The organism is Enterococcus sp. AZ078 (assembly GCF_051714985.1).
GTDB lineage: Bacteria > Bacillota > Bacilli > Lactobacillales > Enterococcaceae > Enterococcus_B > Enterococcus_B hirae.
This window is the reverse complement of record NZ_JBIOSW010000001.1, coordinates 782,140-801,514: the sequence shown is the minus strand read 5'-3', so window position 1 is coordinate 801,514 and position 19,375 is coordinate 782,140. Positions and strand designations below refer to the sequence as shown.

Sequence of the window (19,375 nt, the reverse complement as noted above, 5' to 3'; positions counted from 1 at the left end):
TCTCATCCCTTCAATTCTTGTACTTGTGCAATGATTTTATTCGGTGTGCCCCACTGTTCACGATCAAATTCAGAAACAGGGACTTGAACATCTAATTGTCCATCTAATTCGACTAATAATTGAACAGAAGCAAGTGAATCCAGCAATCCCTCACCAAACAAATCAAGCTCTCGATTTTCTCTTATTTCATCTGTTCCTGTAATGTCTTCTAAAATAGTTAAAATTTGTTCTTCCATAATATAATCTCTCCTTAAATAATCATAATGTAAAATAAATCATTTTTAAGTCTTAGATAATCATCTGCTTTACTTAAACAAAAGTTGGTCTAAAAAGCCCGAAAATATCAATAAACTAAAACAAACTGCTTGGAAAGTCATAAAGACAGCAAAAGCGTGAGTAAACCAATTGGATGGTAGTTGTTTTTTATGTTTTTTCTTGAATCGTAGCCAAACGTCGGTTAAGCAAATCAAAGTAGCATGATACAACCCATACACGATGTAATACCAAGTTAGACCATGCCAGATTCCCATCAATAGGAATAATGCATAATAACCAATATTCGAGGTTACAATTTTACTTTTGAACCATTTTTTCTTCATCAAGAAAAACATCAAGCGCATATAAACATAATCTCGAAACCAAAATGATAACGTCATGTGCCAACGATTCCAAAATTCTTTGATATTCCAAGACAAGAATGGTTTGTTAAAGTTGATTGGTGTTTGGTACCCCATCAAGTAACTCGTTCCCACCGCAAACAAACTATAGCCTGCAAAGTCAAAAAACAGATATAAACTATACACATAGGTATATCCTACTAATGACCAAGAAAAACCACCATGTTGCAAGGCAGCTTTAGAAACGATTGGTAACAACACTTGACCCAAATAATAGCCAATAATAAATTTGTATAAAAAACCTAGAAAAATATTTTGGATACCTTTTTCTAATAATGTCAGATATTTCTCAGTTGCAGGCGGCTGACATTGATCCTTTTCAAATCTTCTATAGCGATCGATTGGTCCAGATGAAATCGTTGGAAAAAAGAGTAAAAATTGAATATAACGAAAAGGCTGATAGTTCTTGATCAATCCATCCCTAATTTCCATGATCATCTGAACAGATTTAAAGGTTAGATAGGAGATCCCTAGAAAAGCTAGAAAAGATTCTTTCCCATGGGCAAAAAACGGTGTGACTTTTGTTAAAAATAATGGGAAAATCGCTAGGATCACCGCTAAGTAAAACCAAATACCTTGATTTTTCTTTTGACGGTAAACGAAGTAAGCCCAAACTAATAATGTCTGCCAAACAACATATGCAATCAAGGCTACACCTTGTTGCCAATAGACACCACCAAAACTGATGAATAAGAAAAGCAAGGTGATGAGTGTTTGATAAATTGGCAATCTTTTCCCTCGAATCAACAATGATAGCACGATCGGTACTAAACCGATGATTAACAGCAGAAAATAATAAGGTTCTGCGTACGGGATCATATGTGGAAAGGTCATTGAGGATTCACCTCAGCTATTAATTTTTTCCGATCGATTTTCCCGTTCACCGTTTGTGGTAAAAGATCAATGTAATTGATTTTTTGAGGGACCATGTAATCCATGACCGAATGTGCCAATTTTTCCTTAATTGATTTAGAGAGTTTAAAACTTGGTTCTGGCGAATTTTCTTCTAATACAATAAAAGCAACTAGTTGTTGAACTTTAGTTCCTTGGTATTTTGGAACAACTATCGCTTGTTTAATCCGTTCATCTAACAAAAGCCCGTGTTCGATATCTCCTAATTCGATACGATACCCATGAAGTTTTATCTGTTGATCCATTCGTCCCTCATAGAACAAAAGACCTTCCTCATTAAGAAACCCAGCATCGCCAGTATGATAACTTTGTTGATCCTGTTTCTTGAAAAAAGCAGCTTTGGTTTTTTCTGGATTATTCAGATACCCCTTGGAGACACTAAGACCCAAGATAATAATTTCACCTGTTTGATTGACCGGTTGCACTTTTTGATCATTCACAATCTGAACCTCGGTATCTTCTTTGATATAACCAATCGGTAAACGTTCATAGCGATCTAAAATACCTTGAGTGATTTGGATACTTGAAATAGCAACCGTGGCTTCCGTTGGTCCATACGTATTATAAATACGGGCTTCAGGAAATCGTTTCAATAATTCTTGCGCTGTTTTTTTGGTTAATTCTTCCCCACAGAACAAGAAAGTGGCTAGATCTGGTACATGTTCCGCATCAAAAGTGGGTTCCATCAAACAGATATCGATAAATGAAGGAGTTGACACCCAGACATCTAATTTCAACTTTGCTAAAGTAGAAAATAATTGTCTAAAGTCTTGAATAACCGCTTTTTCTAAGGGTTTTAACATTCCTCCTGTCACAAGTGCTGGATAAATCGAAAAAACAGATAAGTCAAACGAAAATGGTGCTTGTGCTAAGAAACGTAGACCCTGTTCAAGATGAAATTCCTGGATCGTCCAACGAACAAAGCTCAATAAGTTATCATGACTGATTTGCACACCCTTGGGCTCACCTGTAGTACCAGAGGTAAAAATGATGTAATAATTTTCGTCACCTTTAACTGGATGTGTTGCTTCGTATTGACTCTCTTTTTTCGTGATCGTTGCTAATTCTTCCCGAGAAATCACTGGGATACCATCTGTTTCCATCTGCCAGTCACCGACACTAATGATCAAAGCTGGTTTTGCTACTCGAAGAATTGATTCAATTCGCTCATTCGGCGTATGTTCTTCAATCGGAAGATAGGCATGGCCAGCTTTGGTGACACCAAGAAAAGAAACGATCATTTCAAACTCTAGATTTCCAAAAACCACGATTGGTCCCTGTTTCTGTAGATTTCTGTCTAAATAAGCTGCTAAAGCATCGGACTTTCTTTTTAGCTCACCATAGGTATGCTCTGTGATTTCTGTCTGATAAACGACCCGATCTGGTTCCGTTTGACCAAAAAAATCAATTGATTCAACGATTGTTTGAATATCCATCGTCTTCCTCCTAAAATTCATTATAGATAAAAGATCCGCCTTGGACATTTTTATAATGGTACAAATAAATCAACATAAAAATAATTGCACTATACAATAATGTTCGTACCACAAACGTGCCCCAGTACCTAAATTGAGGATTATTCCACCAATTTTTCAATTTATATTTCCCTCCTAATCGAATCTCAAAACAATTTTACCCATTCTTTTTAAAAAACAACATTTGTTTTCCTAACAGTAATCGCTTTTCTGCTAACAATTTTGTCACAATTTAGATTAACTACAAAAAGACGGTTATTATAATATAAGCATCACCTCAAATAAATAAAGATTTTTTTTAAAAAGCTAAAAAGACTTAAACGATCTATGTAACCAATCGTTTAAGTCTTTCTTCATTCAAATAAAAAAAAACAGAGTACTCACCTTTTGATCATTTAAATATAGCTTGATTTATTCCTCAATAATCCTGCAATATAAGACACTTGTGATGTAATAAAACAAGATATAGATCAAGACAAGTGAGCCACAAATCAGATATGCTAACCCATAATTTGCTGTATCGACATATTGAGTAAATACTTCAATGGCAAAAAAGGTATGCATACTCCCCAAAATAATTGGTGGGAAAAACATGATCGCATTTTGCCCAAAGATGACTCGCTTCACTTTTTTTCGAGAAATCCCTAATTTCGTTAATAATTGATAATTCTCTCGTTCTTCTTCTGCTTCTGCTAATTGACGAACCATCAGCATGCTTCCAGTCGTGACAATAACAATTATTCCAATAAAGATCGAAACATACGCCATTAAACCAATTCCTTGTTCAACTGTTCGTTTAAATGGGAAACGTGCAGAAAAATTAAGACGTGAATCTTCATTATTGTATTCATCAGAAGATTGATCTGAAGCTGCTTTTTCTTGGTGCGATTCATTTTTATGAATCGTTCCAGTTATAGCCTCTCCTTTGATCTCATAATCATAATAAATGATGTTCTCATAACTTGTAGGAATCTCTTTAGAAATACGTTCAATGATTTTTTCCTGATCTCCCCCTTGCACATTCCAATTGACCACTTGATAGTTTAGTCCAGATGCCTTAGCAAAATAATCATCACTGACAACGAGTGTCGGACCGAAATACCTCAACGAACCATCTCCTAAAAAATTAGGTAAGGTTGCTTGAATATCTAAAGTTTGATCGGGCAAGTAGAATGTTGAATCATACATTGAAAAATTTCTAAAGATATTTTTCATACTATCTAATACCACAGTGCTGTTATCCGATGTTAAATCAATTTTAGGCATTTTAGGATTGAATTGTCGAAAGGCATGATATTCTTTTTCTGGAATCAAATTTACCAATTGAAATACTTTTTCCTCAGAAATTCCGTCTAACTTATCATTATAGTAACTTCCAATTACTTTGTAATTGATCGTCATTTCTTTTGTGATCGTTTGCCCTTCACTTGCAAGAAGCGGTCGCAGCTTGTCGGCTGTTGCCTTATCCATTTGATAAGATACCGGTGAGACCATCTCCACATTTCGAGACATGATGACAGTCGCACTCATCATTGCGCCAATCATCGTTAAAGCTAGAGCCATGATCAGTGTGATCAACGAATTGATCCGCCAGCTTTTCAGCAGATGGATCTGCGTATTACCGATCAGCAAGAAGTTGATCCCTCGATACTTAATTCGAGAACGACTCACCAAATCGATTAACACACGTAGGGAAAAACAAAAGAACAGATATGTCCCGATCACACAAAACAGCAGGATCAGAACAAATAATAAGAAAGGAAAGCGAAGATCTTGCGTAAAAATAAAAAGTTTAGCAGCAAATTCCCGATAGTGGACCGCAAAGAAATAACCACTAGAGATCAGCAATAAACCCAATGTTCCTAAAAAACGATGGCGTGTCCGAACTCTTAACTTACTACTTTCCAAATGATCGTATTCGCCAAAATTTCGAATCGTCGGATAGCGCCAGATTTTCCATAATGAATACAAAGAAACAACAGATAAAATCAAAAAAAACAACAGAAAGGTTTCAAAAATCGATGGTACGGAAATGAAGAAAAGACTCGTGATTTGCAAGTTCATCATGCGAATCAAGATCATAGAAAATAATTTTGAGAAAATGATTCCTAAAATAATCCCTGCTGTACAGGCGAATAATCCAATAGCCATTGTTTCCAATACATAGATCAGTGAGATTTGGGTTTTCTTCACACCAAACAACTGATAGATCCCAATCTCTCTTTGTCTGCGGTTAAAGAAAAAACGATTTGCACTAATAACAAAAAAAAGTAATACGATTAAGATAATCCAACTACCCATACCAAAAAAAACATTGAATAAAGAATCTTGCTGTGTCCTTCGGTTCAATAATTGATCATAAGAAATCGTACTAAAAGAATAGTAGATCATCGTTGATAACGTTAGACTAAAAAAGTAAACGAGATACCCTCTTGACTGTCGCAGAAAACTTTTCGCAGCCAACTTATAAAGCATTGAGTTTTCCACCTCCCCCAATGGTCGCCTGCATATCAATCACCCGTTCAAAAAATTCGTTTCTTGAACCTCTGCGAACTACTTCAGAGAAAATCACCCCATCTTTGATAAATAAAATCCGATCACAATAACTGGCTGTATACGGATCATGTGTTACTAATAAGATAGTTGATTTTTCTACTCGGTTCATCGTTGTTAAATAATTTAGTAACTCGGTGGCTGATTTCGAGTCCAAAGACCCGGTTGGCTCATCAGCAAAAATGACTTGTGGTTGAATAACTAATGCTCTAGCAGCCGCAATCCGTTGTCTCTGACCAACTGATAATTCATCTGGATAACGTTTTAAGATTTCTTCGATCCCTAATAATTGAGCAACATGCAACACACTTTTTTCCATCTCTTCTTTCGAGATTCGTTCCACCGCTAATGGCAGTAAGATATTGTCCTTCGCATTCAATGTATCGATCAAATTAAATTCTTGAAAAATAAATCCTAATTTTTTGCGACGGAAGTCACTCAATTCATGATTTTTCATTTTAGTGATCTCATTTCCTTGGATCAACACACTTCCCATCGTTGGTAGATTGATCGTCGAAAGAATATTCATCAAAGTCGTCTTTCCAGCACCACTCGGTCCCATGATGCCAACAAATTCTCCTTTTTCTACTGTAAAAGAGATATTATCAAGTACTTTTACCGGCGAAAGCTTATTTCCATAGCTTTTACTTACATGTTTTACCTCGATCATTTTATCCATGGCTTTCCTCCTTGGGTTTTGCTTACTCGCCACACTGACACACTTACCAGCATATTAGCATATTCTTTGGTTTTTTTCTCTGATCTTTACAGCATTTGAGCATTTCTTTTTAGATTTTTATCATTTCACAGACATAACCTTTTTTTAAAAAAATTTTTATTCATCTATTTTATTCACGAAAGCGGTATATTCAAAATAAAAATCCTATAAACTTACGTTTTCACTTTTTTTCACAAAGAAATATATACAACATATAGTATAGTTGTTCGTTTATACACCTGTTTGCATACTATATATAGCTAGTATTTAGTTGCTCCTTCGTGGATTTTGTTTTATGATAGACAAGAAGAATTTAGCAGGAGTTGAATAAAATGAGTGTACAAATTGAAGAAAAAGTAACAGATCCCCTTCATTCAGAAGTATCAAACATAACAATCATTAAACGAGATGGTCGACGTGTCGAATTTGATGAAACAAAAATCAATGAGGCTTTAGTCAAAGCTGAAAAGAAAATTCATGGCTCATTGTCTCCACTTACTTATGAAAAAATTCAAACGATCGTGGATTTAGTCGTTCAAGAAATCAAACGACGCTTTACCGACAACGTTAAAATATATGAGATCCAAAATATCGTTGAACACATTCTTTTAGAAAAAAACGAATATGAATTAGCAGAAGAATATATCAATTACCGCACAAAACGTGATTTTGCCAGAAGCAAAGCGACAGATATCAATTTTTCGATCAAAAAATTGATCAATAAAGACCAAACAGTTGTCAATGAGAATGCAAATAAAGATAGTAATGTCTTCAATACTCAAAGAGATTTAACCGCTGGTATCGTTGGAAAATCCATCGGTTTGAAAATGTTGCCCCCACATATCGCAAATGCGCATCAAAAAGGCGACATCCATTACCATGATTTAGATTATCATCCATACACACCAATGACAAACTGTTGTTTGATCGATTTCAAAGGAATGTTGAACAACGGATTCAAAATTGGAAATGCTGAAGTGGAATCACCAAAATCAATTCAAACTGCTACTGCTCAAATTTCACAGATTATTGCAAATGTAGCTTCCAGTCAATATGGTGGTTGTTCTGCTGACCGAACAGATGAATTACTTGCTCCTTTCGCTGAACTGAATTATCAAAAACATTTAGCGGATGCAGAAGAATGGATCGAAACACCTGAACGTCGAGTAGAGTATGCGAAATCAAAAACCAAAAAAGATATTTTTGATGCGATGCAAAGTCTAGAATATGAAATCAATACTCTTTTTACTTCAAATGGTCAAACACCATTTACTTCTCTTGGCTTTGGTTTAGGAAAAAACTGGTTTGAGCGAGAAATTCAAAAAGCAATCTTACAAAATCGGATCAATGGCTTAGGTAGCGAAAAGCGGACAGCTATCTTCCCTAAATTGATTTTCACATTAAAAGATGGCATAAACTTGAACCCAACTGATCCTAATTATGACATTAAACAATTAGCTTTGGAATGTGCAACTAAGCGGATGTATCCTGATATTTTAAACTACGACAAAATCGTTGAATTAACCGGTAGTTTCAAAGTACCTATGGGTTGTCGTTCATTTTTACAAGGTTGGAAAGATGAAAATGGCCAAGAAGTGAACGTTGGTCGAATGAATCTTGGTGTGGTCACACTAAACTTACCTCGTATTGCCATCGAAGCGAAAGGCGATCAGGAAAAATTCTGGCAAATCCTCTCTGAGCGCTTAGCCATCATGAAAGATGCTTTAGTTTATCGTGTCGATCGTTGTAAAGAAGCGATCCCTGCTAACGCACCAATCTTATATATGTATGGTGCATTCGGTAAACGTCTCTCAAAAACAGATGCTGTCGATGAATTATTCAAAAATCGTCGTGCAACGGTTTCTTTAGGTTATATCGGTCTTTACGAAGTGGCTTCTGCTTTTTATGGTGGGGAATGGGAAAACAATCCCGAAGCAAAAGATTTTACCCTTGATATCGTGAAAGAATTAAAAGCCAAAGCAGATGCTTGGGGTGACGAATATGGATATCATTTCAGCGTTTACTCTACACCTAGTGAGAGCTTAACTGATCGTTTCTGCCGTTTAGATACAGAAAAATTTGGCGAAGTCGAAAACATCACTGATAAAGAATATTACACGAATAGTTTCCATTATGACGTTCGTAAAAACCCAACTCCGTTTGAAAAACTAGATTTTGAAAAAGATTATCCGAAGTATTGTTCTGGTGGTTTTATCCATTACTGTGAGTACCCAATGCTTCAACAAAACCCGAAAGCATTAGAAGCCGTTTGGGATTATGCTTACGATAAAGTTGGCTATTTAGGAACGAATACACCAATTGATCATTGCTACAAATGTGGCTTTGAAGGTGACTTCAAACCAACCGAACGTGGCTTTGAATGTCCCGAATGCGGCAATCATGATCCAAAAACTTGTGACGTCGTTAAAAGAACCTGTGGCTATTTAGGTAACCCACAAGCACGTCCAATGGTTCACGGTCGTCACAAGGAGATCTCTTCACGTGTCAAACATATGAAGTAATCTTTCTCTACTATTTCGTTCTAATTTACTCTAAGAAAAAAGATAGAGCGATCAGTTATTCCTTAGAAAACAATCCCCTTTCACAGCGTGACTACGATAAATCGAACGGTGCGTGAACCGTGACCGTTCGATTTATTTGCATTTTTTTGAGGCTAGTCCATTATCTTTTCTGAGACTGCTTGCTGTGAAACTGGTTTGAGTTTTAAGTAAATTTTTCATACTTTGATGTTAGAAAGAAGTTTTTTTATGCGAAATCCTAAACCTAAAGAATGGCTGGCACAAGATTACAGCCAAAATTACATTGCTGATTACAAACCATTTAACTTTGTGGATGGCGAAGGCGTAAGAAATAGTCTTTATGTGAGTGGCTGCTTATTTGCTTGTGAAGGATGTTTCAATAAAGCAGCGCAAAACTTCCGCTATGGTAAACCTTTCACACCAGAGCTGGAAGAACAAATCATTACCGATCTCCGCCATGATTACGTTCAAGGACTGACCCTTTTAGGCGGGGAACCTTTTCTAAACACGGACGTCTGTCTCCAAGTCGTTGAGCGTATCCGACAAGAATTTGGTCAGACCAAAGATATCTGGTCGTGGACCGGTTATACTTTTGACGAACTACTTCAAGACTCCGAAGACAAGTTAGCTCTTTTAGCAAAAATCGATATCTTAGTTGATGGACGTTTTGAACTAAGTAAAAAGGATTTAAAACTACAGTTTCGCGGTAGTAGTAATCAACGCATCATCGATGTCAAAAAATCGCTAGCCGAAAATAGAGTAGTGATTTGGGAAAAATGCAGCGATGCTACAGAATCGTATGAACAAATCAAAAAACAGGAGTTCATTTAGGTCCTCCCACTCCTTATTGAATAAAAAACAGTAGAAACGTATGTTGATTTCCAACACGTTTTCTACTGTTTTTTCATTCCCACAAAGGTAACACAATATTCTCATAAGTCATGGGATCTAAATTCGTTAACGTGATCCCCAAGAGACGTATGCCTTGTTCAATCCCTAAAATTTCTTCCCAAATCAAACTTGCTTGATAAAAGAGCGCTTCTTTCTTATAGATATACTCAGGTAAAGTGACTCTTTTCGTGACTGTCGTATAATCCGTATATCTCACTTTTAACACTACGGTTTTTCCATGTTTCTGGACTCTTTTCAACGACTCTTCGACTTTCTCAGCTAATTGTCGTAATTGTGCTAATACCGCTTCTTCCGTTTGTAGTGGCTGACCATAAGTATGCTCTTTTCCTACAGATTTTCTTTCTCTTGTCACATTGACTGGTGCATCATGGATACCTCTTACTTTTCGATAAAGCGAATAGCCCATCTTGCCAAATTGTTGGATCAACATCATTTCCGTACAATTATAAAGGTCTTCCCCAGTGAAAATACCAAGTTCGTGCATCTTAGGGACGGTTTTTTTTCCTACCCCATGAAATTTATCAATAGGTAATGCCTTTAAGAACGTCAATGCGTCTTGAGGTGCAACGATAGTAATGCCTTTAGGTTTTTGAAAATCTGAGGCTAATTTCGCTAAAAACTTATTATAGCTCACACCTGCCGAGCAGGTCAGTTTTACCTCTTCCCAAATGTCTCTTTGGATCAAACGAGCAATTTTGATTGCTGATTTACAATTACATTTGTTGTTCGTCACATCAAGATAGGCTTCATCAATACTGACAGGCTCAACGATATCCGTATATCGGTAAAAAATCTCACGAACAGTTTGTGAGATCTCACTGTATTTTTGATGATCACCTGGTTTAAAAATAGCTTGTGGACATAATTCATATGCTTTTTGCGCACTCATCGCTGAATGGATGCCATACTTTCTTGCTTCATAATTCGCTGTAGTAACCACTCCTCGACCACCAGTGTCACTCGGATGTCTGGCAATAACTAAGGGTTTCCCTCTAAATTCTGGATGATCCCGTTCTTCGACAGAGGCAAAAAAAGCATCCATATCGATATGAATGATTTTTCTAGATGTATCATTATGTAAAGGAAACTGTAATTCCATCTCACTCACCCCTATCATGATTATATAGGAACTTTTGTTCGGTGACAAGAAGATGGTTACCACCGAACGGACCACAAAAAAGAGCCGAAATTTCACAAAAACTGAGACATCAATTTCGGAAATCACGACTTCTAAAATGATCATTCATCACTTGAGACTGTTTAGTAAACCAACCAGGTCATCTGAATCATTCGTTACTCAGTTTCTTCAGTCGCTTGCAAGGATGCATCGGAATGAAGAAAATAAATCAACGTTTGTAATTCATTCGTTAAGTCAACATTTTGAATCAACACATCTGCTGGCGCATTTAATCGAGCAGAAGTAAAATTCAAGATACCTTTAATGCCCGCTTCAGTCAACCGATTAACTACTTCTTGTGCTCGCTCAGCTGGTATCGTCAATATTGCTACTTCGATTTGTTGGATCTTGATTTGCTCAAACATATCTTCCATAGGGTAAACGGGAATCCCATCCACGATTCGTCCAACGATTGCTTCGTTGACATCAAATGCACAACTTACACGGATACTGTTACTTTGATGGAATTTATATTTTAAAAGGGCACTTCCCAAATTACCGACACCGATCAACGCCACATTAGTCAATTGATCATCATTCAATGTTTTTGCGAAAAAATGCATGAGGTCTTCAACATCGTAGCCATAGCCTCGTTTTCCTAATTCTCCAAAATATGAAAAATCACGGCGAATCGTTGCACTGTCAACTTGAACAGCCTCACTTAATTCAGTTGATGATACTTTTTTCTTACCAGCATTATTTAAGATTCGTAAATAACGGTAATACAAAGGTAGCCGTTTGGCTGTTGCCTTTGGAATAACATGATCTTTCACTTAATTACCTCCACTTTTACTTTAAGTTTACTTTGATTTATCCATCATATCAGTATATATAGGAAAAAATCAATTTGATTGCTTGGATATTGTGAAATTTTATTCTTTATTCATTTTTTTATCATTTCTTTGAACCTCGCAGTATCAAGGAATTTATGGTAGACTACTAGTTGAAAAAGAGATTTATTCTTAGAGAATTCACAAAGTAGAAAAGAGGATTCCATGATATTATTACAAGCCAATCAAATTGCTCGTCACTTCGGTGCAGAGGTCTTATTTGAGAATATCCATTTAGAAATCAGCACAGGGGCTCGGATCGCATTAGTCGGCCGTAACGGAGCAGGAAAATCAACACTTTTGAAAATCCTTGCTGGAATCGAACGCCCCGATGAAGGAACAATTGCTAAAAATAAAGCTGCTACTTTAGGCTATCTGGCACAAGATACTGGGTTAGATTCAGCAGAAACAGTCTGGAATGAAATGCTTAAATCATTCGAAACAATCCGTCAAATGGAAAATCGAATGCGCGAACTTGAAATCTTGATTAGTGAAGGAACACCTGATACACCTTCCTATGAGTCACTTTTGAAAGAATACGATAAATTACAACACGATTTTTCAGATAGAAACGGTTATGGCTACGAAAATGAAATACGCTCTGTTTTGCATGGCTTTAAATTTGATCCGTCTTTTTATGATCAAAAAATCAATGAATTGTCTGGCGGACAACGCACTCGCTTAGCGTTAGCAAGAATGTTGCTCCAACATCCAGATATCTTGATCTTAGACGAACCAACCAACCATTTAGATATTGAGACTCTCTCTTGGTTAGAAGGCTACCTGCAAAGTTATACTGGTGCCTTACTGATCGTCTCCCATGACCGATATTTCTTAGATAAAGTCGCAACAGAAGTTTACGAATTAAGTCGAAAAAAAATGCGCCACTATAAAGGGAATTATTCGAAGTATCTTGACATGAAAGCTGAACAATTAGCAACTGAATGGAAAGCTTATGAAAAACAACAAACTGAGATCCATAAATTGGAAGATTTTGTCGCACGCAACTTGGTACGCGCTTCTACGACGAAAAGAGCCCAAAGTCGCAGAAAAGTCCTTGAGAAAATGGATCGGATTGACCGTCCTCAAGGAGACGAAAAACAAGCTCACTTTCTTTTCAATGTAGCAAAGCCATCAGGAAATGTCGTATTACAAATCGAAGATGCTGCGATTGGTTATCATAATGAAGTTTTGTCTGAACCGATCAATCTTGATATTCGGCGTCAAGAAGCCATTGCACTGGTCGGCCCCAATGGTATTGGTAAATCCACGCTTTTAAAATCGATCATCCATCAGTTGCCGTTTATCCGTGGAAAAGAACATTTAGGAACCAATGTGACGATCGGCTACTACGATCAAGGTCAAGCAGACTTACACACCAACAAAACAATTTTAGCTGAATTATGGGATGAACATCCAACGACCCCCGAAAAAGAAATTCGTAGCGTTTTGGGTGCCTTTCTATTTTCTGGTGAAGATGTAGAAAAGACCATCCCCTTGCTAAGCGGTGGTGAAAAAGCCCGAGTCGCCCTTGCAAAACTCGCAATGAATCAAGAAAACTTTTTGATTTTAGACGAACCAACCAACCACCTGGACATTGATAATAAAGAAGTATTAGAAAATGCCTTGATTGATTATGATGGTACTTTGTTGTTTGTCTCTCATGACCGTTATTTCATCAATCGGATTGCCACAAAAGTCATCGAATTATCGGAAAACGGTAGTAAAGTTTATTTAGGTGACTATGATTATTATTTGGAAAAGAAACAAGAAGAAGCGGAGATAGCAGAGCTGTTAGCTGAAAAAAAACCAGAAGAAGAGCATATTTCTACGAACAAGAAAACCTATTTCCAAAGTAAAGAGCAACAAAAGCTGATACGTAGTTTACAACGTAAAATCACTCAAATTGAAGAAGAATTAGCTATTTTAGATGAACAGATCGAGTCACTAGAACAGCAAATGGTGTCCCCAGAGAATTTGGATGACCATCTCAAATTAAATGAATTGAATCAAACACTCGAAGCAACTCGCCAATCTCAAGAAACGAAACTTTCTGAATGGGAAGATTTGAGTATTGAGCTTGAAGAATATGAAAATGAATAAAAACAGATAAATGAATATTCATTTCTGCACTAGAAACGCTCTCAAAACAGTACCCGCTGTTTCGAGGGCGTTTCACTTATCACAACGCACACTATCAAAGCAATCTCAAAGTGCTTGTTTATTCTCTACCTAAATTTTCTTGAACTTTTGTCTCACTAGATTGTGCCTTTGTTTCGATTAAACTGGGTTCCTTTATTTTATCAGTTATACTTTCCATCGTTTGGCATCCATTCGTTTGAGTTTTTTGTTTTGTCTGACTCTCCATCTGATCCCTCCCCTTATTCAATGAGAAATCATTGATCTTCTTTGTTACTTGGAAATCAATTACCACTTTGTTTCTTTGACAGCCTTTAGGATTTATTCGCCCAAACATTTCTTGATAAGCTTGTTGATTTAGCCGATAATTAGTAATTTCCCCTCCCAAACACCGCGATAAAATTTCACTTTTTATCTTTATATCCTTCGCTAGTTCTACTTTGATTTCCTTTAAATTTCCTTTCTCGAACATTGTATCCAACTTATATTCCTGTAATTTTGCTTCATTTATTTGTAGCCAGATATTTAAATAATCTGTTAGATAAATCTTTTCTTGACTATGGACTTGTATTTCTTTATGAAAGGCTTCAGTATGAGATTCATAACTGGTTTCACCTTTATTTATTTCTTTTGCATTTTTTTCTCGGTCATACAAGCGAATTAATGCTGTAGTCGCCGGACAAAAGTCTTTCGGTTCATGAATTTTTTTATTTAGCTTAAGTAGCATTTCATTGACTTCTTTATCTTGATTATTTGAAAAATTTTTTCTAAGCCATTGAAACAATCCCATTCTAAACACTCCTATCTATCGCTCTTTTACAAGAATTATATCTGTTATTCTTTTTATTAATAGGTCACTTTATTCCTTTCAACCTAAAAAAAAAGACTATTACTAAAAGAGAGACTGAGCAAAAATTTCCTCAGTCTCCTCTATTCATTTCCTACTCATTCATACTAGCTGAACCGAAATTCTGTTTGTTTAAGATACTTGATTGAATTCTTGATTTTTCAGTTCATACACCACATCGCAGCCTTTAGCGACATCCTGTTCGTGGGTGACTAAAATAATACATTTCTTTTGCTCATGTGCAATCTCTTGGAAAAGTTTAACAATCTCGCTGGAAGTTGCTTCATCCAAGTTTCCAGTCGGTTCATCCGCAACGATTAGATCGTGTTCACAGCATAGGGCTCTAGTGATTGCTACTCGTTGCTGCTGACCACCAGATAGCATCGTAACTTTTTTATCTGCTAAATCCTTAGTGATTCCGACTTTTTCCAAGTTCGCTAAGGCGTAGGCTTTTTTATCTGTCTGTTGGCTTTGAGCAATCTCCATCGCTGTTACCACATTGTCTACTGCCGATAAATACGGCAGTAGATTATAGGCTTGGAATACAATTGATACATCTTTACGACGATATTCCCGCAATCCAATTTTTTTCAACGATTTGTCGTCATAGAGAATTTCTCCGTTTTTTGGTGTATCTAGTCCTGCGATCAGGGATAAAAAAGTCGTTTTCCCTGAACCGCTCGTACCTAAAATTGCATACATTTTGCCTTTTTCAAAAGTTAAATTAACGTTTTCGAATAATCGTCGGTTGTCTTCATACCAGTAGCCTAAATCTTTTGTTGATAATGTCATTAAAAATTCCTCCTTTAATTAGGAAATCAATATTTTCTTCGGATTCAGTCGTAGAATTCCTGCTGATGAAAGGACAATTGAGAATAAACTAATCCCCAGTCCAATTCCTGCAAGACTTAAAATCTCGGTTGGCTGCATTGAGATATTTAGTTCTTGAATTTCTTTTGATTGTGTAAATGGATTGCTTCCCATTTGACTACCACTAGGACCACCGTTTCCGCCACCAGGTGCTTGTCCTTGGTTACCTTGATTTGGACCGCCGTTTCCTGCCGTATTCGCTTCTTGTCCATCTGCATTTTGCGAAGTTGTTTGCTGACTCAACAACTGGTTGCCGACTGCATTGCCAACAACATTTCCGCTAGCTGCAGCGATCCCTAAAGCGAAGATCATGCAGATAAAAATCTCAACGAAAAATTGTGAAATAACTTTGACCCGTGATTCACCTAATGAAAGTAATACACCGATCTCATATTTACGTTCACGAATCGACAGCATAATAATCAATGTCAAAATAATGACTCCGGCTACGGCTACTAAAATCACGATATTCTTCGCAAAGCTTGATACATTATTCAATGGTTGAAGCATTTGCTGATACATTTGATCATTGGTTTCTAAGCTGAATGTATCCGTATCGATCAATTTATTCGCTGCTTCTACAAAGCTGTCCATGTCTTTGGGATCATCTAAGTTATAAACTGCCGAATCGATCGTTTTTCCTTCCGATCCAGTTAAGGTGTTAACCAGTGTATAAGAAGAAAAAATCGTGTTCGCTGGATTCATAAAGTTGAAGCGAGCACTCATACTGTTGCCAGAATCACTTGTTTTGTAAATACCTTTAATAGTAACTTCAACATCTTTATCATCGGTATCTTTAATCTTAAATTTGTCCCCGACACTTAGATCGTTTGCTTCCGCTAAACTTTGCTCGATCAGTACATTATTCGTCCCTTCATCATCCGAAGTGATTGCCTTGCCTTCAACTAGGCTAGCTGTTCCTGATGAAAAATCACTGTAAGAATTACTTTCGGAAACACCTTTAATTTGGAAATCCCCTTGACTCATCCCACCAGGTGCTTTCTGTCCACCAAATCCAACAGCTTGTTCATCCGAAGATTCCTCTTCACTGTCACTATCACTCGAGATCGGTGTAATCCCTGTGCCTTTATCCGCTGAAGTACTTGCTTCAAATGAATACGATTTAACATTCGCTAATTCTGCGATTTTTTTTGCATCACTCAAGTTGACGGGTGTCTGTTCAAAGCTACCTGGATCTGGACGACTGCTTTCATCATCTGAATCTGAATTTGATTGCTGTTTGAACATTGCCTCTCGGTTCGTTGATAAGGTGACGGTCGCCCCGACACTTTTTTTCGCATTCGTGGTCGCCAGTTCAGCGCCGCTGCGGATCGTTAACCCCGCTAATACAAAAATTAATATGGCGGAAAAGACGGTGATCATAATGATGCTGCGTCCTTTTTTGGCCCAAAGGCTTTGAATCGCCCGTTTGATATAATTCATTTTGGTTCCTCCTTCATTTGTCTGTTTATAGAATAGGCAAATTGGCTTAACCGAAGCTTAAACGAGATAAAAAAGTTTTTAAGGTTGTTTTAGGAAAGCGTGGTAAACTGAGTAAGTAATAGATGATAAAGGAGCAAATCAATGATAAACCTTTTAATAGTAGAAGATGAAGCGACACTTTCAGATAATATAAAAGAAATCTTGTCGGATTTAGGTGAGATCACACAGATCTATGATGGGGAAGAAGGCTTATTTGAAGCAGAAACTGGTGTTTATGATCTAATATTGTTGGACCTGATGCTGCCAGGGAAAAACGGCTACGAAATCTTAGCAGAATTACGGAAAAAAAATATCCAAACCCCTGTGCTGATTCTAACTGCCAAAGATGGCCTAGAAGACAAAATCAATGGATTTCAAAAAGGTGCAGACGATTATTTGACGAAACCTTTTTATCGTGAAGAACTGATTATGCGGGTCAAAGCGTTATTGAAGCGTTCGTTAGGATTGTTTTCTGAGAATCAAATCGTCTATAAAAATATTACCTGCAACCTTGCGACGAAAGAAGTAACCATCGACGATGAGATCCTATCAATTCAAGGAAAAGAATTTGATCTCTTGGTTTATTTCATCCAAAATAAGGGCGTGATTTTAACAAAGGAGCAAATCTTCGATCGGATTTGGGGATTTGATTCCGATACGACCATTACAGTTGTAGAAGTATATATGAGTCACTTAAGAAAACATTTGAAGCCGTCAGGTGCAGATCAGTTCTTTAAAACACTGAGAAATGTCGGCTACATCTTACAAAAGGATTAATGCTATGAATACCGAAATATCAAGAAAACAACGACTAAAATTTTTCTTCTTAAATGTAGCCGCTTTTGCAGGTATCTTCCTATTATTAGGATTTATAACTCTACAGCTGCTGCAAAGCTCGGCCTACCGCCAAACAGACCTGTCACTAACTCAAATGGCGGAAAATGAACATCTTATTCAGATGGAAATCAACCGGTACCAACAAAGCAATCCCTTTCTGGCACAAATGCCGGGCGATCAGCTGAGAGAGAATGGACCAGAAGGCAATAATCAGTTCAATACTCAGATCATTTTATGGTCAAAAGAAGGAACGATTCTCAACAAAGACACGATTGGTGGACGGTTCACTGAACTGGAAAATTTAACCTTAGATAAGAAAAATCTCGATTCTGTTCAAGCATTAAGTTTAAAAAATGCAGGCTATTCTAGCCAAAAACTTTCCTTTCATTCGTATACAATCAAAGCAGATAAAGGAGGAGACATCGCCTATATTCAATTTTTAGCCAATACCAATCAAATCGCAGACTCCATGAAAACCTTCAAGACAACACTGATTATCTGTATGGTCGTTTTTTGGCTGATTTCGATTGGAATAAGCTTTTACATTTCAAAAATGAATATGCAACCCATCATGCTCTCATGGCGCAAACAACAGGAATTTGTTGAAAATGCCTCTCACGAATTACGCACGCCACTAGCAATCATTCAAAACAGCCTGCAGCAATTGTTCACCCGACCCAATCACACCATCTTGGAAGAGTCTGAACCAATTGCCCAAGCCCTGAATGAAACACGGCGAATGAAAAGCCTGACTGAAGACCTGCTAACCTTGGCACGCAGTGATTCCAATCAGTTGCTTCTGCAGAAAGAATCAGTTAATCCCAAAGAATTTATTCGTCAATTAGCCCAGCCCTTCCAGGAAATCGCAGAAATAAACGATCAATATTTTGTCTTGGAAAACTTTGCCGATCAACCAGTGATAGTCGACGAAAAACGTATCCACCAAGTTCTAGTTATTCTGCTGGACAATGCGCTAAAATACACAGAAGCTAAAGAAAAAATTGTCCTGCAATCTGAAATCTCCAACGATAATTGGCTGATTGAAGTCAAAAACAACGGGCCATCTATTAGCGATGAAGATAAAAGACGAATTTTTGAACGCTTCTACCGCGAAGACCGCTCTCGTTCTAAAGAAACTGGTGGCTATGGTCTTGGTCTCGCAATTGCCAAACAGATCATCACTCAGCATAAAGGCAAACTGTCCGTAAGAGACTGGGAACCTAGAGGAGTCGTTTTTCAAATACAATTGCCAATGAAATAGATGACAAAACGACTAAATTGTGATCAGATGATAGATTTTTATACCTGTATATAATTCCTTCTCTTTTGTTTCTATACTTTGTGTGACTGAGCCAAAACTTGTCTCAGTCTCTTCTAGTATCTCTAAAAACGAATAAACGGTGAAA

Annotated in this window: 16 protein-coding genes; 5 read left to right on the top strand and 11 right to left on the bottom strand. The window is 37.1% G+C overall.

Annotated features, from left to right (window positions below; genetic code table 11):
- Positions 1-2: 2 nt before the first annotated feature.
- From dltC to IGJ18_RS03860, 6 genes are all read right to left on the bottom strand, one after another.
- Positions 3-236, bottom strand: a complete 234-nt coding sequence (dltC, locus tag IGJ18_RS03885; RefSeq protein ID WP_010719820.1) for a D-alanine--poly(phosphoribitol) ligase subunit DltC — start codon at positions 234-236, stop codon at positions 3-5.
- Positions 237-305: 69 nt separating this feature from the next.
- Entirely contained in the window at positions 306-1,511 is a 1,206-nt protein-coding gene (gene dltB / locus IGJ18_RS03880; protein ID WP_010719821.1) for a D-alanyl-lipoteichoic acid biosynthesis protein DltB, read from the bottom strand.
- The gene (gene dltA / locus IGJ18_RS03875; protein WP_438842921.1) at positions 1,508-3,025 is read right to left on the bottom strand and encodes a D-alanine--poly(phosphoribitol) ligase subunit DltA; all 1,518 of its coding nucleotides are present in this window, start codon (positions 3,023-3,025) and stop codon (positions 1,508-1,510) included. Before dltA ends, dltB begins: the two co-directional genes overlap by 4 nt.
- A 10-nt stretch (positions 3,026-3,035) precedes the next feature.
- On the bottom strand, positions 3,036-3,185 hold the full coding sequence (locus IGJ18_RS03870) for a teichoic acid D-Ala incorporation-associated protein DltX (RefSeq protein WP_014834217.1): 150 nt from the start codon (positions 3,183-3,185) through the stop codon (positions 3,036-3,038).
- Between the two features lie 290 nt (positions 3,186-3,475).
- On the bottom strand, positions 3,476-5,539 hold the full coding sequence (locus IGJ18_RS03865; protein ID WP_096709314.1) for an ABC transporter permease: 2,064 nt from the start codon (positions 5,537-5,539) through the stop codon (positions 3,476-3,478).
- Positions 5,529-6,296 carry an ABC transporter ATP-binding protein gene (locus IGJ18_RS03860; protein ID WP_438842920.1) on the bottom strand — a complete coding sequence of 256 codons (768 nt, stop codon included), beginning with the start codon at positions 6,294-6,296 and terminating at the stop codon, positions 5,529-5,531. The genes IGJ18_RS03865 and IGJ18_RS03860 overlap by 11 nt, the downstream gene beginning before the upstream one ends.
- A 371-nt stretch (positions 6,297-6,667) precedes the next feature.
- Here IGJ18_RS03860 and nrdD point away from each other — a divergent pair, with 371 nt between their 5' ends.
- Both nrdD and nrdG read left to right on the top strand, forming a co-directional pair.
- On the top strand, positions 6,668-8,857 hold the full coding sequence (nrdD, locus tag IGJ18_RS03855) for an anaerobic ribonucleoside-triphosphate reductase (protein WP_010719825.1): 2,190 nt from the start codon (positions 6,668-6,670) through the stop codon (positions 8,855-8,857).
- Between the two features lie 246 nt (positions 8,858-9,103).
- A complete protein-coding gene (nrdG, locus tag IGJ18_RS03850) occupies positions 9,104-9,706 on the top strand; it encodes an anaerobic ribonucleoside-triphosphate reductase activating protein (RefSeq protein ID WP_010719826.1) in 603 nt (200 codons plus the stop codon).
- Positions 9,707-9,779: 73 nt separating this feature from the next.
- On the opposite strand, the gene dinB is transcribed toward nrdG, so the two are convergent.
- Together dinB and IGJ18_RS03840 are read right to left on the bottom strand one after the other, a co-directional pair.
- Positions 9,780-10,886, bottom strand: a complete 1,107-nt coding sequence (gene dinB, locus IGJ18_RS03845) for a DNA polymerase IV (RefSeq protein WP_438842919.1) — start codon at positions 10,884-10,886, stop codon at positions 9,780-9,782.
- A 194-nt stretch (positions 10,887-11,080) separates the two neighbouring features.
- Entirely contained in the window at positions 11,081-11,737 is a 657-nt protein-coding gene (locus tag IGJ18_RS03840; protein WP_010719828.1) for a redox-sensing transcriptional repressor Rex, read from the bottom strand.
- A gap of 222 nt (positions 11,738-11,959) precedes the next feature.
- Here IGJ18_RS03840 and IGJ18_RS03835 point away from each other — a divergent pair, with 222 nt between their 5' ends.
- Positions 11,960-13,897, top strand: a complete 1,938-nt coding sequence (locus IGJ18_RS03835) for an ABC-F family ATP-binding cassette domain-containing protein (RefSeq protein WP_438842918.1) — start codon at positions 11,960-11,962, stop codon at positions 13,895-13,897.
- A 118-nt stretch (positions 13,898-14,015) separates the two neighbouring features.
- Here the strand turns inward: IGJ18_RS03835 and IGJ18_RS03830 are convergent, their stop codons facing one another.
- From IGJ18_RS03830 to IGJ18_RS03820, 3 genes are all read right to left on the bottom strand, one after another.
- Positions 14,016-14,723: a hypothetical protein gene (locus IGJ18_RS03830; RefSeq protein ID WP_438842916.1), complete on the bottom strand. Its 708-nt coding sequence runs from the start codon at positions 14,721-14,723 to the stop codon at positions 14,016-14,018.
- Positions 14,724-14,912: 189 nt separating this feature from the next.
- Positions 14,913-15,572, bottom strand: a complete 660-nt coding sequence (locus IGJ18_RS03825) for an ABC transporter ATP-binding protein (protein ID WP_010719831.1) — start codon at positions 15,570-15,572, stop codon at positions 14,913-14,915.
- A gap of 18 nt (positions 15,573-15,590) precedes the next feature.
- A complete protein-coding gene (locus tag IGJ18_RS03820; protein ID WP_438842914.1) occupies positions 15,591-17,093 on the bottom strand; it encodes an ABC transporter permease in 1,503 nt (500 codons plus the stop codon).
- 141 nt (positions 17,094-17,234) lie between these two features.
- Here IGJ18_RS03820 and IGJ18_RS03815 point away from each other — a divergent pair, with 141 nt between their 5' ends.
- Both IGJ18_RS03815 and IGJ18_RS03810 read left to right on the top strand, forming a co-directional pair.
- Positions 17,235-17,909, top strand: coding sequence for a response regulator transcription factor (locus IGJ18_RS03815; RefSeq protein ID WP_034699806.1), 675 nt, complete (start codon positions 17,235-17,237; stop codon positions 17,907-17,909).
- Positions 17,910-17,913: 4 nt separating this feature from the next.
- A complete protein-coding gene (locus IGJ18_RS03810; protein WP_034699804.1) occupies positions 17,914-19,230 on the top strand; it encodes a sensor histidine kinase in 1,317 nt (438 codons plus the stop codon).
- Positions 19,231-19,375 lie beyond the last annotated feature (145 nt).

Bases quoted from the DNA above. Each gene is read 5' to 3' on its own strand.
- dltC (WP_010719820.1), bottom strand. From the start codon at position 236: ATGGAAGAACAAATTTTAACTATTTTAGAAGACATTACAGGAACAGAT.
- dltB (WP_010719821.1), bottom strand. From the start codon at position 1,511: ATGACCTTTCCACATATGATCCCGTACGCAGAACCTTATTATTTTCTG.
- dltA (WP_438842921.1), bottom strand. From the start codon at position 3,025: ATGGATATTCAAACAATCGTTGAATCAATTGATTTTTTTGGTCAAACG.
- IGJ18_RS03865 (WP_096709314.1), bottom strand. From the start codon at position 5,539: ATGCTTTATAAGTTGGCTGCGAAAAGTTTTCTGCGACAGTCAAGAGGG.
- IGJ18_RS03860 (WP_438842920.1), bottom strand. From the start codon at position 6,296: ATGGATAAAATGATCGAGGTAAAACATGTAAGTAAAAGCTATGGAAAT.
- nrdD (WP_010719825.1), top strand. From the start codon at position 6,668: ATGAGTGTACAAATTGAAGAAAAAGTAACAGATCCCCTTCATTCAGAA.
- nrdG (WP_010719826.1), top strand. From the start codon at position 9,104: ATGCGAAATCCTAAACCTAAAGAATGGCTGGCACAAGATTACAGCCAA.
- dinB (WP_438842919.1), bottom strand. From the start codon at position 10,886: ATGGAATTACAGTTTCCTTTACATAATGATACATCTAGAAAAATCATT.
- IGJ18_RS03835 (WP_438842918.1), top strand. From the start codon at position 11,960: ATGATATTATTACAAGCCAATCAAATTGCTCGTCACTTCGGTGCAGAG.
- IGJ18_RS03830 (WP_438842916.1), bottom strand. From the start codon at position 14,723: ATGGGATTGTTTCAATGGCTTAGAAAAAATTTTTCAAATAATCAAGAT.
- IGJ18_RS03825 (WP_010719831.1), bottom strand. From the start codon at position 15,572: ATGACATTATCAACAAAAGATTTAGGCTACTGGTATGAAGACAACCGA.
- IGJ18_RS03820 (WP_438842914.1), bottom strand. From the start codon at position 17,093: ATGAATTATATCAAACGGGCGATTCAAAGCCTTTGGGCCAAAAAAGGA.
- IGJ18_RS03815 (WP_034699806.1), top strand. From the start codon at position 17,235: ATGATAAACCTTTTAATAGTAGAAGATGAAGCGACACTTTCAGATAAT.
- IGJ18_RS03810 (WP_034699804.1), top strand. From the start codon at position 17,914: ATGAATACCGAAATATCAAGAAAACAACGACTAAAATTTTTCTTCTTA.